At 72.8% G+C, this 13,806-nt stretch carries 16 protein-coding genes; 10 read left to right on the top strand and 6 right to left on the bottom strand.

The genetic code is table 11. The features are described 5' to 3' along the window. Window positions 1-369 (top strand): methionine adenosyltransferase domain-containing protein (locus IE248_RS36895; protein ID WP_190033128.1); only part of this gene is annotated, 369 nt, incomplete at its 5' end. Window positions 370-442: 73 nt separating this feature from the next. Then, complete coding sequence (locus IE248_RS36890) at window positions 443-808, top strand: hypothetical protein (protein WP_008744126.1); 366 nt, start codon at window positions 443-445, stop codon at window positions 806-808. A gap of 67 nt (window positions 809-875) precedes the next feature. Here the strand turns inward: IE248_RS36890 and IE248_RS36885 are convergent, their stop codons facing one another. The 5 genes from IE248_RS36885 to IE248_RS36865 all read right to left on the bottom strand — a co-directional run bounded on the left by IE248_RS36885 (window position 876) and on the right by IE248_RS36865 (window position 4,323). Then, window positions 876-1,868: a hypothetical protein gene (locus IE248_RS36885; protein WP_190033127.1), complete on the bottom strand. Its 993-nt coding sequence runs from the start codon at window positions 1,866-1,868 to the stop codon at window positions 876-878. A 138-nt stretch (window positions 1,869-2,006) separates the two neighbouring features. Next, a complete protein-coding gene (locus tag IE248_RS36880; protein WP_229895809.1) occupies window positions 2,007-2,273 on the bottom strand; it encodes a hypothetical protein in 267 nt (88 codons plus the stop codon). Continuing rightward, window positions 2,270-3,208, bottom strand: coding sequence for an oxidoreductase (locus tag IE248_RS36875; RefSeq protein WP_073797110.1), 939 nt, complete (start codon window positions 3,206-3,208; stop codon window positions 2,270-2,272). The genes IE248_RS36880 and IE248_RS36875 overlap by 4 nt, the downstream gene beginning before the upstream one ends. 58 nt (window positions 3,209-3,266) lie before the next feature. After that, the gene (locus IE248_RS36870; RefSeq protein WP_073776305.1) at window positions 3,267-3,809 is read right to left on the bottom strand and encodes a carboxymuconolactone decarboxylase family protein; all 543 of its coding nucleotides are present in this window, start codon (window positions 3,807-3,809) and stop codon (window positions 3,267-3,269) included. A 238-nt stretch (window positions 3,810-4,047) separates the two neighbouring features. Next, window positions 4,048-4,323, bottom strand: a complete 276-nt coding sequence (locus IE248_RS36865) for a hypothetical protein (RefSeq protein ID WP_037796772.1) — start codon at window positions 4,321-4,323, stop codon at window positions 4,048-4,050. Between the two features lie 132 nt (window positions 4,324-4,455). Between IE248_RS36865 and IE248_RS36860 the strand changes: the two genes are divergently transcribed. The 8 genes from IE248_RS36860 to IE248_RS36825 all read left to right on the top strand — a co-directional run bounded on the left by IE248_RS36860 (window position 4,456) and on the right by IE248_RS36825 (window position 13,164). Then, window positions 4,456-5,496 (top strand): LuxR C-terminal-related transcriptional regulator, encoded by a 1,041-nt coding sequence (locus IE248_RS36860; protein ID WP_190033126.1) that lies wholly within the window; start codon window positions 4,456-4,458, stop codon window positions 5,494-5,496. Between the two features lie 382 nt (window positions 5,497-5,878). After that, window positions 5,879-7,129 carry a cupin domain-containing protein gene (locus IE248_RS36855; RefSeq protein WP_073797112.1) on the top strand — a complete coding sequence of 417 codons (1,251 nt, stop codon included), beginning with the start codon at window positions 5,879-5,881 and terminating at the stop codon, window positions 7,127-7,129. Continuing rightward, window positions 7,126-8,223 carry a JmjC domain-containing protein gene (locus IE248_RS36850; RefSeq protein ID WP_190033125.1) on the top strand — a complete coding sequence of 366 codons (1,098 nt, stop codon included), beginning with the start codon at window positions 7,126-7,128 and terminating at the stop codon, window positions 8,221-8,223. The genes IE248_RS36855 and IE248_RS36850 overlap by 4 nt, the downstream gene beginning before the upstream one ends. Before the next feature lie 2 nt (window positions 8,224-8,225). Next, window positions 8,226-9,500 carry an MFS transporter gene (locus tag IE248_RS36845; RefSeq protein WP_073797114.1) on the top strand — a complete coding sequence of 425 codons (1,275 nt, stop codon included), beginning with the start codon at window positions 8,226-8,228 and terminating at the stop codon, window positions 9,498-9,500. Then, window positions 9,497-10,168: a 2OG-Fe(II) oxygenase gene (locus IE248_RS36840; protein ID WP_073797115.1), complete on the top strand. Its 672-nt coding sequence runs from the start codon at window positions 9,497-9,499 to the stop codon at window positions 10,166-10,168. Before IE248_RS36845 ends, IE248_RS36840 begins: the two co-directional genes overlap by 4 nt. Further along, on the top strand, window positions 10,161-11,204 hold the full coding sequence (rsgA, locus tag IE248_RS36835) for a ribosome small subunit-dependent GTPase A (protein ID WP_037796781.1): 1,044 nt from the start codon (window positions 10,161-10,163) through the stop codon (window positions 11,202-11,204). The genes IE248_RS36840 and rsgA overlap by 8 nt, the downstream gene beginning before the upstream one ends. A gap of 92 nt (window positions 11,205-11,296) precedes the next feature. Beyond that, window positions 11,297-11,836 (top strand): carboxymuconolactone decarboxylase family protein, encoded by a 540-nt coding sequence (locus IE248_RS36830; RefSeq protein ID WP_190033124.1) that lies wholly within the window; start codon window positions 11,297-11,299, stop codon window positions 11,834-11,836. A 14-nt stretch (window positions 11,837-11,850) separates the two neighbouring features. Then, on the top strand, window positions 11,851-13,164 hold the full coding sequence (locus tag IE248_RS36825) for an MFS transporter (protein ID WP_037795554.1): 1,314 nt from the start codon (window positions 11,851-11,853) through the stop codon (window positions 13,162-13,164). Window positions 13,165-13,213: 49 nt separating this feature from the next. Here the strand turns inward: IE248_RS36825 and IE248_RS36820 are convergent, their stop codons facing one another. After that, window positions 13,214-13,504, bottom strand: a complete 291-nt coding sequence (locus IE248_RS36820; protein ID WP_190033123.1) for a DUF4287 domain-containing protein — start codon at window positions 13,502-13,504, stop codon at window positions 13,214-13,216. Between the last annotated feature and the right edge of the window lie 302 nt (window positions 13,505-13,806).

Raw genomic sequence — 13,806 nt, 5'->3', positions numbered from 1 at the left:
GGCAAGGACCCGTCCAAGGTGGACCGCTCGGCCGCCTACGCGATGCGCTGGGTCGCCAAGAACGTGGTCGCCGCCGGTCTCGCCTCGCGCTGCGAGGTCCAGGTCGCGTACGCGATCGGCAAGGCCGAGCCGGTGGGCCTGTTCGTCGAGACCTTCGGCACCGAGGAGATCGGCCTCCACCTCATCGAGCAGGCCATCGGCCAGGTCTTCGACCTCCGCCCGGCCGCGATCATCCGCGACCTGGACCTGCTGCGCCCGATCTACGCCCAGACCGCCGCCTACGGCCACTTCGGCCGCGAACTCGCCGACTTCACCTGGGAGCGCACCGACCGCGCCGCCGCCCTGCGCGCGGCCGCCGGCCTCTCCTAGGGGGCGCCCGGCCGGGCGGCAGGAAGCCACCCCGGCCACACCTCGTCCCTCCCACACCACCCAAGGAACCCCTGTGTCCATCACCGCAGTCCAGCCCGCACCCACCCTCTTCCTGGAGCCCGTCGCGACCGACCGGGCCCGCCACCGCGTTCAGGAGCTCGTGGCCGACTTCCGCGCCGGGGCCTGGTTCCCCACCCCGCTGGAGCGACGCGTCGCCGGCATCCTCATCACCGCCACCGCGGCGGACGGGATGCTCACCGCGGGCCGCATCCGGGCCGCCCTGTGGGAGGGCTCCCTGACGATGATCGAGGACAACGGCGGCCGGTTCGCCCACGTCCTCGGCGACCTGGTCCCGGTGCTGGACGAGCCCGAACTGACCGCCCTCGACGTGGTGGACGCCGCGGGCGAACTCGTCGCCGCCATCGCCGGCCCCGCCTGACGCCCACGACAAGGGCCCGGACCAGCGCCTCGCGCCGGTCCGGGCCCCTCCGCTTCCCCTCGCGGGGTCAGGCCGCCCAGGGCGCCAGCGGGTACCAGATCAGGTCGCGGCGCGCGAGCATCCGCACGTCCCAGTAAAGGATCATGAACACGCCCGCGGCGATGAACGCGGCCGCCATCACGGCCGACGCCCTGCTCGGCTTCGCGGTCATCCAGCGGTGCAGCCGGTCGCCCAGCAGGCCGGTGACGAGCAGGAACAGGACCGCCACGATGACGAGGTTGCCGAGGGTCTGCAGGCTGAACACCGCCGCGCCGTACAGCACGTTGTGGCTCTTCGCCGCATCGATGAACAGCTGGCGGAACAGCGCGAACGGGCGGCCGATCAGGAACGCGCCGATCATCGCGCCCATCAGCACCATCGGGGCGTTCGGGTACCGCGCGCTCAGCCGGGCCAGCGGGTCACGGACCGCGCCGAGCGAGGCCAGGCCCAGGTACAGCATGACGACGCCGAGCACTCCGTACACCACCATCGCCTGCACGAGGCGCGGCGCGAAGCCCGGACCACTGGTCGCCTGGAACTGCGGCATACCGGTGCCCACCAGGGCGACGAGGACGCCGTACAGCGCCGAGACCGTGAAGGCCCCGGCCGCCAGGAAGCCGAGCGGCCGCAGCGCGGCGGCCATCCGGCCGCGCCGGGTCGCCGACGTACCGGCCAGCGGCGCGAGCGCGCTGAAGACGGCGACGTTGCAAGCGGTGAAGGTGCCCGCGATCCCGGTCGCGAGCGCGAAGGCGACACCGGCCAGCGTCCCGGTGATCGGGGCGCCCTTGGCCGCGTGGCCGAGCAGTGTGTCCGCGATGTTGTCACCGATCGTCTTGTCGACGAACTGCGCCGACCACACGACGGTCAGCGCGAAGCCGAACAGCGCGCTGAGCAGCAGGACCAGCACCCGCCGGCGCGGCGCGTGGCCGTTGAAGAAGAACGAGGGCGTCCGGGAGGAGGAGCGGCCGGGTTCCGTCGCGGCGCGGGGCGCGGAGGCCGGTCTGTGTGCGACCTGGGTCATGGGAGGGCCTTTCACCGAAGCGTGGGTCGGTGCGACAGGCTAGGGCGGCCACTCGCGGCCGCAGATCCCCGCGCGCCCGACACCGCACGATCGAAGAAGCCGGCGCACCGCCTCGGCACCACACCGGGAAGTAGGGCTCTACCAGGGGCCGTGGGTGAGGTAGCGGCGGTACCCCTCCGCCTCGGCGGCAGCGCCCCGCGCGGGCCGGTCCTCCGGCGGGAGCGCCACGGGATCCGCCTGCCACGACGCACCGCCGACGTCCGGCAGCCCCATGTCGAAGCTCCGCCAGATCCACGCCCACGCGGCGGCGGCGCGGAAGCCGTCGCCCCGGCTGTCGCCGTCGCCCGCCCTCCCGGCCCCTGCCGCGATGCCCGTACCCTCCGGGACCGGGCTCACCGGGCTCACCGGGCCGTTCCGGCGGCGAACCGCTCCGCGCCCCGGCGCGCGTACCGCACCCCGGTCAGATCCTGGGACAGCTCCCACAGCCGGATCCGCGCGAGCTCGTCGCGCGAGGCCCGGCTGGAGCGCGCGGGCACCGCCCCGCCGCGGCATTCCGACAGCCCTGCGGGGCCGAGGTGGCCGCCACCGGGCACGAGCGGATCCGTGGCGGCCCGCAGCGCCGGCAGCGCCGCCTCGGCCGGATCCTGCGCCAGCCGCCGCAGCGCGCCGGCGCTCACGGGCCGCAGCCACACCGGCGCGCCGGCGTGCCACAGCCCGGTCCGGGACAAGCCCGGGTGCGCGGCCACCGAGACCGCGGCCGCTCCGGAATCGGCCAGCCGACGGTGCAGTTCGCGCGCGAACATCAGGTTCGCGAGTTTGGAGCGGCTGTACGCCGCGACCGAGCGGTGACCGCCGTCCGCGTGCGCGTCGCCCGCCCGGGGGGCGCGCGCCGCCAGCCGGTGGGCCAGGCTCGACACCGTCACGACCCGCGCGCCCGGAACGTCCCGCAGGAGCGGCAGCAGCAGGCCGGTCAGCGCGAAGTGCCCCAGGTGGTTGACACCGAAGTGCGGTTCGAAACCGTCCCGCGTGTGCCGGTACGCGGGAAACATGACGCCCGCGTTGTTGACGAGCAGGTCCAGCCGGTCGACCCGGCCCCGTACCCGCTCGGCCGCCTCCCGTACGGAGGCCAGCGAGCCCAGGTCCAGCCGTACCACCTCCGCCATCCCGCCGACGCGCGCCGCCGCGGCGATCCCGCGCTCGACGTCGCGGCAGGCCAGGATGACCCGCGCGCCGCGGCGCGCGAGCACCCGGGCCGTCTCCAGCCCCAGGCCGCCGGAGGCGCCGGTGACCAGAGCGGTCCTGCCCCGTTGGTCGGGTACATCTGCCGTGGACCACACCACGTCACACGCTCCTTGGTCGCTGGATCGGACTCGATGGCACGGGAAGGCCGGCGAGGGATCAGGCGGCGGCGCCGTACCCGTGGTTGACGATCAGGTCGGCGGCGAAGTCGTAGAACGCCGGGTCCGAGGGCACCTCGGTGGCCAGGCCGTTCACATAGCGGTTGAACATCGCGAACGCGGCCGCTATCAGCACCGTGTCGTGGATCTCGGCGTCACCGGCCCCGGCGGCGCGGGCCGCCGCGATCGCCTCGTCGGAGACCGGGCGCGCCGCGGCCTGCACCTCGGCAGCCACCGCCAGCAACGTCTTCAGCAGCGGGCTGACCGGCGCGGACGCCGGGTCGGCGAGGACCGCCGCGACCAGGTCCTTGCCGCCGTCCAGCTGGGCTGCCGCGAAGGCGCTGTGCGAAGCGGAGCAGAACTGCGTGCAGTTGAGCTCCGAGACGTACGCGGCGATCAGCTCCCGCTCACCGCGGGTCAGCGGCGACTCACCGCTGCGCAGCAGGGTCTCCGCCAGCTGAGAGAGCACCGCCCCCGTGTCCGGGCGCTGGGCCATCAGGCCGCTGATACCGGGAAGGTCGTTGTTGATCTCGATGTGCGGCACGTGGACGTCCTTGGCTGTCGACGGGGCTGACGGTTGCGCACATCGTCCACACGCCCGCACGGACCGGCCAACTTCCAGATTGCGCTGTCGAATGCGCACGATCGGAGGCGAGTTCCGCATTCGAGAAGAAGCGCCGGGCCGCCCACTATTCCAAGAATGGGGGCGTGGCAAGAGACACCTCGCCCGACGGCGAGACTTCGGCAGCTGACCGAAGCGTCGCAGGCATCTCCGAGGGTGCTCAGGGCGCTCCGGGGCCCGCCAGTTCCCACCCGGGCAATTCGGCGGAGCGGGCCAGCGCCCGCCGGCACACGGCGCGGCAGCGGGCCACCGCGCTCGCCGCGTCCGGGGCGATCAGGAAGGCCACCCCCCGCGCTCCGGAGCGCGCGGGGTGCACCCGCAGGTGCTCCACGCCGTCGTCGCTCCCGCAGGCCTCCCACAGCGCACGCAGCAACGCGTCCGCGGGCACGTCCGGGGCGCCGCGCGGCTTGGTGAGGGTGAAGGAGACGAGGTGCACACACCGACTATGCCGTAGCCGGGCCGCCGGACCCCAGGGCGCGGCGCCGTCACATCCGTGCCACGGCACGGATGTGACCCCGGCGGCTTTCCGGAGCACGACCACTTCGCACGACACTTCGGGGGAACACTGATGCTGCGCGTACTGGGACTGGACGCCGGGACGGAGTCCGTCTACCGGCTCATGCTGGAACACCCCTCCTGGGGCGTGGACGCCCTCGCCGAGGCGCTGGGCGCGGCCAGAGCGGACGTCCTGACCGCCCTGGACCGGCTCGCGGACCTCGCACTGCTGCGCGCGGCGGCAGACACCGAGCCCGACGCCGGCTCCGACGACGACGCCGGCTTCGAAGGCACCCGCGGCCCCACCACCCTGCGCCTGGTCCCGCCCCAGACCGGCCTCGCGGCGCTCCTCGCCCGGCGCGAGGAGGAATTGCGCCGCACCCAGCTCGAAGTGGACGCCACCCGCGCGGCGGTCGCCGACCTGCTCGCCGACTACACCGCGCAGGGCAGGGAGAGCGCCACCGGCGCGGTGGAACGCTTCACCGGACCCGACGCGGTCCGCCGCTGCCTGGAGCACCTCACCCTGCACGCCGCCGCCGACCTACGCGTCTTCGCCCCGACCGGCACCGGCGAGAACGCCGCGTGGGAGCTCGACGTCCCCCTGTACGAGGACCGGATCGCCCAAGGCGTCCGCGTCCGGGTGCTCCACCTCGACAGCACGGCCGGCTCCCCCGAACGCCGCCGCGCGATGCGCAGGCTGGCGCAGGCGGGAGCCGAGATCCGCACCGTGCCCTCGCTGCCCCTGCACATGAGCATCGCCGACGGGGAGAGCGCCCTCCTGTCGACGTCCGCGCACACCACCCGGCAGGGCGCGGTCCTCATCCGGGAGCCCAGCGCCCTGGTCGGTCTGCACGCCCTGTTCTCCCACCTCTGGGACGAGGGCACGTCGCCCGCCGCAGCGGCGCACGAGGCCGGGGAAGCCGCGGACTACTCGGCCCAGGAGCGCGCCCTGCTGCGCTTCCTGGCCGACGGCCTCACCGACGAGGCGGTCGCCCGCAAGCTCGGCATCTCCCTGCGCAGCGAACGCCGCATGATCTCCGGCCTGTCGGAGCGCTTCGGCGCGCACAGCCGCTTCCAGCTCGGCCTCCAGGCCGCCCAGCGCGGTCTGCTGTGACCGCCCCGCGTGACACGAAAATGCCAGGGGAATTCCATGCCAGCAGAAAGGCATGACAACCGGCTGACAGGCATGCCAAGATCGATTTCAGAACGAACCGGAAAGCAGCGAAAGCCGCTCGAAGGTCTTGCTGAAGCCCCCCTTCGGTAACACCGCTGAATTTCTCTCAGCGCACCTCTCACACAAAGGAATGGTCATCATGGAGAACGAGAAGAACCTGGTCATGGAGATCCTCGAAGACGACAACTTCGACTTCGAGGCCGAGTTCGGCCCGCGCCAGGACGTCGGCCACTGAGGCCAGCTTCGTCACGCGGCCGGTCGTCCGAAAAGACACCGGCCGCGTAGGCCTATTTACCCTGAATTTCCCGGATCGGTGACCTTGATGAGCAGTCAGACCAGTCGGACGACGACCATCGACATACAGAAGTGGAAGGCGTTCGCGGCCGCGCAGGCCCCGGACTTCACCGGCACGTCCTTCCTGTCCGCGCTCGTCACCGACCCCGGCCACGTCAGCCGGCTGATCGACGACAGCCTGCGCACCGCCACCCACAGCGCCCCCGGCGACCTGCGGCTGCGCGCCTTCCGGCCCGGCGCCTTCGACTACATGCTCACCAAGCGGTTCATCGACTCGCCCCTCGCCCCGGACGAGAGCGCCGTCGCCTGGCGCGCCCGCACCGCCGACAGCCGCGAGGCGTGCCTGGCCGTCAACGACATCTCCTCCTGGAGCCTGCCGCTCGCCGAATGGGTCGCCGCCCTCGTACGGGAAATCGTCTCCGAGGGAATCCACGAACTCCCCTCCGGCACCGATGTGTACACGTTCGTCGCCGACTCCGGCTGGACACCGTTCGGGATCCACAAGGACTCGGAACCCTCGCTCATCTTCCACCTCGGCCCCGCGCCCAAGGAAGTATGGGTCTGGCAGGAGAACCCCTTCGACGCCTCCGGGATCACCCCGAGCCCGTCCTTCGGGCACATCACCTTCGACATCGAGCCGCACCTCGCGTCAGCCGAGCACCACCTGCTCCAGCCGGGCGATTTCCTGTGCATACCGAAGGACACGTACCACGTGTTCCGCAACCTCGGCCCCTCCGCTTTCCTCGGCCTCACCCTCTACCCGGTGAAGAGCCGCCCCCTCATCACCGAGGCACTGTGGCGCTCGGCCCCCGCGGGCAACGGACCCGCCCCCGCCGCCTACCCCACCGGCCAGGAGATCGCCGACCGCGCCCACGCCCTCTTCGAGCAGCCGGCCGGCTGCGACGCCCCGCTCGCCGACCGCGTCCGCGACGAACTCACCCTCGGCCAGCTCAGGCTGCGCACCACCGGCTACCTGAGCCGCCCGCACTCAGCGGCCCTGCCCGGCGACGACCCCGCCGACGGAGCCCCGCTGCGCTGGGCCCACCCCGGCGTCGTCGCCGCGACCCGCACCGGCTCCGGCCCGGCCCTCCTCGTACGCGGCCGCTCCCTGCCCGTCCCCGACGGCCTCGACTTCACCGCCGTCGAGCAGGCCACCCACTCCGAGCGGCCGTTCACCCTCGCCGAACTCGGCGAAGCGCTCCCGGACGGCCTCGACGACGCCTCCCGCACCACGCTCGCCCGCAAGCTCCACGCCCTGGGGGCGGTGACGGCGCCATGACCGGCTTCGACGCCTACGCCTACGCGCAGCGCCTGCTGACCGCCCTCGGCGAGCCAGGCACCCTCCCCCCGGCCTCCGGGGTGCGCCTGTACGAGGCGCCCGCAGGGCCGGCGAACTCACCGGCCGGCCAGGCGGACGACCCCGCCGAGACCCTGCTGGCCGGAGTCTGGTCCGCGCTCGCCCGCCCCGGGGCCCTCGCCACCAACTTCCGCCTCGTCGAGTCGGGCCGCCAGGTCGACCGCAGCCGCTGGATGCGCTCGCGCGTCGGCGACGGCGAGGTCCTGCACACCGCGCTCGTCCCCGCGTACCTGCACAGCGCCATCGAGCGCGGTGCCACCCTCGTCATCAGCCACCTCGAAGCCCTCGACGAGCACGTGATGCTCCTGTGCGAGGCCGTCGAGTACCAGCTGCACGCCCGCGCCTGGGTCAACTGCTACATCACCGCGGGCGACACCTCCGCCTTCGACGTCCACTCGGACGACCACGACGCGCTGATCCTGCAACTGCTGGGCCGCAAGCACTGGCAGGTCGACTCCCGCGTCGGCGCCCGCTCCCGCGACCTGGCCCCCGGCAGCCTGGACCACGTCCTGGAGCCCGGCACCTGCCTCTCCGTACCCCGCGACACCGCCCACCGCGTGTCCGGCACCGGCGAGCTCACGGTCCACCTCACCATCGGCTACGAGCCCTTCGCCGACCTGCGCGAAGAGGCCCTCGCCGCCCAGGAACTCCTCGGCACCAGCGCCCCCGCCCCCGACCGCGAGTGGCTCGCCACCCGACTGGCCATGCGGCCCGACCGCCGCGCCGGCGCCTCCCTGCGCAGCGCCCTGACCGGCGAGGTCGGCGACTCCACCCGGATCCGCTGGGCGAGCCGCTTCCCGCCGAAGGTCCGTACCGCGGACGACCACCTCGTCGTCATCACCATGGGCCGCCGCTTCCGCCTCGACGGGCGCCTGGCCGCCACCGTCTCCCTCCTCTCCCGGGGCGGCGCCCTCAGCTGGCCCGACCTCGTCGCCCAGAGCGACCTGCCCGCCCCGGACCTGCACGCCCTGGTCCGCTTCGGCGCGCGCAACGACTTCCTCATCTGCGAAGGGTGACCGTGACCAGCACCATGCGGCTCAAGGACAAGACCGAGATCCTGCGGGAACGGCGCTTCGCGACGTTCTTCGCGGGCAACGTGGTCTCCAAGATCGGCGACGCGGCGGTCCCCGTCGCCTTCGCCCTGGCCGCCTACCAGGTGTCCGGCTCCGCCTCGGGCATCACCTGGGTCCTGCTCTCCCTGTGGGGCGCCCGGTTCCTCATGGTCGCCTCCGGCGGCCGCATCGCCGACCGGTACGACCGCATCAAGGTCATGATCGGCGCGGACGTCCTGCGCATCGTCGCCCAGGGCGCCCTGGCCCTGCTGTTCGCCGGACTGCTGCCCGTACAGAGCTGGCACCTGTGCCTGTCCGCGGCCCTCTACGGCGTCGGCACCGCCCTGTACAACCCGGCCCAGATCGGCCTGACACCCGAACTCGTCCCCGAGGAGCGGCTGCAGGACGCCAACGGCCTCCTGTCCCTCGTCGCCGACGTCGCCTTCCTCCTCGGGCCCGTCCTGGCCGGCGTACTGATGAGCACCGTCGGCTTCAGCTGGGTCCTGTGGATCGACGTCGCCTCCTTCGCCGTCAACCTCGCCCTGCTGCTGCGCCTGGCCCGCATCCACACCCCGGCCCGCCAGACCCGGGCCGCCGCCCCCCAGGACCCGGAGGGCGCCGCGGACGAGGACGCCGGGCCCGAGGACACCCGCTTCCGCGCCGGCTTCGCGATCATGGCCCAGTACCCCTGGTTCGGCGTCGGCATGGCCCTGTGGTTCGTCGTCTCCCTCGGCATCGGGCTGACCGCCGTCGCCGGCCCCGTCATCGCCGTCGAATCCCTCGGTGGCCCCGGCGCCTGGTCCGTCCTCGCGACCTGCCTCGCCGTCGGCTCCCTGCTCGGCTCCGTCACCGTGATCTCGGCGGCGAAACAGCACCCCTGGAAGGCCGCCGCGGTCGTCGTCGCCCTCGGCGCCGTCCTGCAGTTCACCGCCCTGACCATGCGCGACCACCTGCCGACGGCCGTCATCGGGATCTCGTTCGCGGTGTCCGCGCTGACCACCGCCGCTTGCGGCATCGTCTGGGACACCGCCTACCAAAGCGAGATCCCCGAGCGCTACCTCTCGCGCCTCGGCTCCATCGACAACTTCGTCAACGCCATCGGCGTCCCCATCGGCATGCTGCTCGGAGCCCTCTTCACCGCCCACTACGACGTGGTCTTCCTCGGGCTCTCCCTCCTCCTCGTGCTCCTCGGCATCCCCGCCGCCCGCCTCGCCGGCCGCGGCAGGAAGGCGACCGCATGAACCTCGACACCGTCCTCGACGCGCCCGCCAGCGGCCCCCGCACCCACGTCCACTCCCGCGGCGACCGCTTCGTCGTCATCGACGACCTGCTGCCCCCGGCGGACTTCGAGGAGACCACCGCCGCCTTCGCCGCCCTGCGCCCCAAGCCGGTCCTCTCCACCATCGACCCCGTCCACGACGGCTTCGCCTACCGCGGCGGCGAGGACAAACAACCCCTCACCGCCGCCCCCGACGCCCCGCGCTGGCAGCGCGCCGTCAAGGAACAGATCACCGCGCACCTGGACGTCCTCGGCGCCCGAACCGGCGACGACGGCCTCGCCCTCACCCTCAGCGCCTGGACCTACCCCGCCGGCTCCCGGCTGAACTGGCACAACGACGCAGGCGCCGGCCGCATCGGCGCCTACGTCTACTTCGCCCACCAGACCTGGGACGCGAGCTGGGGCGGCGGCCTCGCCCTCATCGACGAGGAGTCCCGCGACGAGGCCACCCACGGCGCCGCCCTCCTCCACACCCCGGTCCACCCCACGCTGATCCTGCCCCGCCCCAACCGCCTCGTCGTCTTCCGCGCCCGCACCATGCACTCCGTCCAACGCGTCGACCCCGCCGCGGGCGACCGGCCGCGCCGCACCTGGACCGGCTTCATCACCGAGGGAAACACCCATGACTGACACGCTCACCCCCCAGGCCGGCCTCGAACGCCTCGGCTGGAGCCCCACGGACGAAGCCGACTGGAACGGGCACGGCGCCCCCGCCCGCGTGATCGTCAACCACGGCTCGATCTGCGAGGTCATGCTCGCCGGCGCCGACGGCCGCCTCGTCCACCACTCCGCGACCACCGCGCCCCACCTGCCCGCCACCCCCGTCGCCGGCGACTGGGTCGAACTCGGCGCCGACGGCCGCGTCCACGCCGTCGCCCCCCGCCGCGCCGTCCTCACCCGGGCCGGCGCCGCCGGCAGCGGACCCCAGGTGATGGCCGCCAACATCGACACCGTCCTGATGGTCGTCCCGCTCGACTCCGGCCTCAACGCCAGAATGGTCGAACGGCTCTCCGTCATGGGCTGGGAGAGCGGCGCCCAGCCCGTACTCGTCCTCTCCAAAGCCGACCGCACCCACGACGAAGGCGCAGACGACACCGCGGCCGCCGAACTCCTCAGCCCCGGCGTCCCCGTCCTCCCCGTCAGCGTCCTGACCGGCCAGGGCCTGGACACCCTGCGCACCTGGCTCGGCCCCGGCACCACCACCGTGATGCTCGGCCCCTCCGGCGCCGGCAAGACCTCACTCCTCAACGCCCTGGAAGGCACCGACGAGGCGGTCACCGCCGTCGGCCGCGCCGGCGGCCGCCACACCACCACGACCCGCCGCCTGCACCTCCTCGCCTCCGGCGGAGTCCTCCTCGACATCCCCGGCATCCGCTCCCTGGAAGTGGCCGCGAGCCGCGGCGCCGTGGACGACGTCTTCGCCGACCTCGCCGCCTTCGCCCAGCTGTGCCAGTACGGCGACTGCGGCCACGACGGCGACGGCGGCTGCGCCGTCGAGGAAGCCGTCCACACCGGCGACCTCCCCCACGCCCGCCTCGTCAACTGGCGCAAACTCCAAGGGGAGATCGCCTACCGCGAGCGCCGCGAGGACCCCACCGCCATGGCCGACATCCGCCGCCAGTGGAAAGCCGTCAGCAAGCAGGCCCGCCGCCCCCGTCGCGGCTGAACGCAACACCGCACGAAAGGAGTTGGCCGCACCACTCCACCCCACCAACGATGGCACCGAATACCACCTCCACCCAGCGAAGGAACAACCCGGTGCCGCACATCACGATTGCCGGCGACCTGCCCGGCATCAGAGGCCTGATGACCGACCACCCCGAGTCGGCCGCCCCGCTGAACGCCATCGCCGACGCGCTGCTGCGCGGCCCCTCCCCGCTGCCGCGCGGCGAGCGCGAGCTGATCGCTACGTACGTCTCCGAGCTCAACCGCACCCGCTTCTGCTCCGACACCCACGGCGCGGCCGCCGCCGCCCAGCTCGACGGCGGGCCCGACCTCGTCAAGGCCGTCCAGCAGGACGCCGACGCGGCGCCCCTGCCCGCGCTGCTGCGCGCCCTCCTGCGCATCGCGGCCGAGGTCCAGGCCGCGGCGCGCCCCGTCGCCGACGAGACCATCGCGGCGGCCCGCGCCGAAGGCGCCACCGACGACCACATCCACGACACCGTGCTCATCGCCGCGGCGTTCTGCATGTACAACCGCTACGTCAGCGGCCTCGCCACCAGCCTGCCCACCGAGCCCGGCTACTACGAGGAAGCGGGCCGCCGCATCACCACCCACGGCTACGCCCGCGCGGTCTGAGAGGCACCCCGACCATGTCCTCCACGTCCCCCAAGACCCGCACCCCCCGCCAGGCCCACCGCCGCGCGGTCACCGCCACCGTCGTCGGCAACTTCGTCGAGTCCTTCGACTGGCTGGGCTACGGACTCTTCGCGCCACTCCTGGCCGCCCGCTTCTTCCCCTCCAGCAACCCGGTCACCTCCCTGATCGGCGCGTTCACCGTCCTCGGCATCGGCGTCCTGGTGCGCCCCCTCGGCGGCATCCTCCTCGGACGCCTCGCCGACCGGCGCGGACGCCGCCCCGCACTGATGATCGCCATCGCCCTGATGACCGCCGGATCGTTCCTCATCGGCGTCACCCCGACCTACGACCAGATCGGCATCCTCGCCCCGCTGATCCTGCTCCTCGCCCGACTGGCCCAGGGCATCTCCTCCGGCGGCGAATGGCCCGCGGCCGCCGCCTACCTCATGGAAATCGCCCCGAAGAAGCGCAAGTCCCTCTACGGCAGCCTCTTCTCCGTCACCACCTGCGCCGGCGCGTTCACCGCCTCCCTCCTCGGCGGCTCCCTGACCGGCGCCCTCGGCGCCGACGCCATGGCCTCCTGGGGCTGGCGCATCCCGTTCCTCGTCGGCGGCCTCTTCGGCGTCATCCTGCTGGTCCTGCGCCGCCAGCTCGCCGAGACCGAGGTCTTCCAGCGCGAGGCCAGCACCCGCGCCTCCCGCGGCTCGCTGCGCGAGGTCCTCGTCACCTACCGGCGCCAGGTGCTGCTGTCCGTCCTGTTCATCTCCGGCATGGCCACCGTCGGCGGTACGTGGACCTCCGTCATCCCCGCGACGGGCCAGCGCATCGCCGCCCCGGGCCTGATGTTCTGGGTGGTCGTCTGCGCCACCTCCATCCTCATGGTGGTCAACGTCCCCATCGGCCTCCTCGCCGACAAGGTCGGCCCCCGGCGCTTCCTGCTCGGCGCGAGCGTCCTCTTCGCGATCACCGGCTCGTACACGTTCCTCACCATCGAGGGCACCTTCACGAGCCTGCTGCTCACCTACCTCAGCGGAACCGTGTACCTCGTGTGCGCGACGACCACGCTCCCCGGCATCCTCTCGGAACTCTTCCCGGCGGAACACCGCGCCCTGGGCCTCGGCCTCCCCAACGCGGTCACCTCGGCCGTACTCGGCGGCATCGCCCCGCCGCTGGCCACCTACCTCGGCGACCACGACGCCTCCGGCTGGTTCGTCGGCGGCGTGATGGTCTCGGTCCTCCTCTCCCTCCCGGCGGTCCTCCTGGCCCTGCGCACCCCACCGCTCCCGGCCCCGGCCCTGAACCAGAACTCCCTGACCCTCACGAAGTAACGAAAGAAGCCCCGCCCAAAACCAGGGCGGGGCTCTTCTCACTCTCATCTCAGGCAGGCCGGCTGCTCTTCCCGTCCAGCCACAGGGTGTCCGACTCGTCCCGGTGCGACCCGGTCGTTCCGACGTGCTTGGAGTCGATCTTCGCCCCGTTCTTGAACACGTGCACCAGCGCCATCCCGTGCCCGCGCCCCAGACCGTATTCCTGCTTGAGCCACTCCAGAACCGGCCCCGCCTTCGTCGCGGGCCCGTCGAACCCCCGCTCCTTCGCCAGCGCGATGAACTCCCGCGGCGTCAGACCGGTCTTGCTCTCGATGGTGTCCAGATAAGCCTGAAAGGACATGTGCTCTCTCCCGCTCCGTGATGGCTCGTCATCGGCTCACCCGTGCTGGAGCACAGTCCGCACCCCGGGCCCTGCCGCAACCACCCTGCCCCACCGCGCCCCCTTCCGCATCTTCCAAATTGCTCTCCCGCCCTGAACCCCAACCGGCCCGACCGGCCTCGCGGCACCTCGAACAGCCAGGGCGTTGGTCGTGCAGACGATCCGGCGGATCTCGGCGTCGAACTGCAGGAACGGGACGAACTCAGCAGAACACAGGGCGGGGCGGGCGGTGGAAGAGTCATCGCGTGATCATCGACGGCATC

It is taken from the genome of Streptomyces goshikiensis (assembly GCF_014650555.1).
In the GTDB taxonomy this organism is placed as follows: Bacteria; Actinomycetota; Actinomycetes; order Streptomycetales; family Streptomycetaceae; genus Streptomyces; species Streptomyces goshikiensis.
The sequence above is the reverse complement of the archived record's forward strand: the minus strand, read 5'-3'. Positions and strand labels throughout refer to the sequence as shown.

Bases quoted from the DNA above. Each gene is read 5' to 3' on its own strand.
- IE248_RS36885 (WP_190033127.1), bottom strand. From the start codon at position 1,868: ATGACCCAGGTCGCACACAGACCGGCCTCCGCGCCCCGCGCCGCGACG.
- IE248_RS36860 (WP_190033126.1), top strand. From the start codon at position 4,456: ATGCTGCGCGTACTGGGACTGGACGCCGGGACGGAGTCCGTCTACCGG.
- IE248_RS36855 (WP_073797112.1), top strand. From the start codon at position 5,879: ATGAGCAGTCAGACCAGTCGGACGACGACCATCGACATACAGAAGTGG.
- IE248_RS36850 (WP_190033125.1), top strand. From the start codon at position 7,126: ATGACCGGCTTCGACGCCTACGCCTACGCGCAGCGCCTGCTGACCGCC.
- IE248_RS36840 (WP_073797115.1), top strand. From the start codon at position 9,497: ATGAACCTCGACACCGTCCTCGACGCGCCCGCCAGCGGCCCCCGCACC.
- rsgA (WP_037796781.1), top strand. From the start codon at position 10,161: ATGACTGACACGCTCACCCCCCAGGCCGGCCTCGAACGCCTCGGCTGG.
- IE248_RS36825 (WP_037795554.1), top strand. From the start codon at position 11,851: ATGTCCTCCACGTCCCCCAAGACCCGCACCCCCCGCCAGGCCCACCGC.
- IE248_RS36820 (WP_190033123.1), bottom strand. From the start codon at position 13,504: ATGTCCTTTCAGGCTTATCTGGACACCATCGAGAGCAAGACCGGTCTG.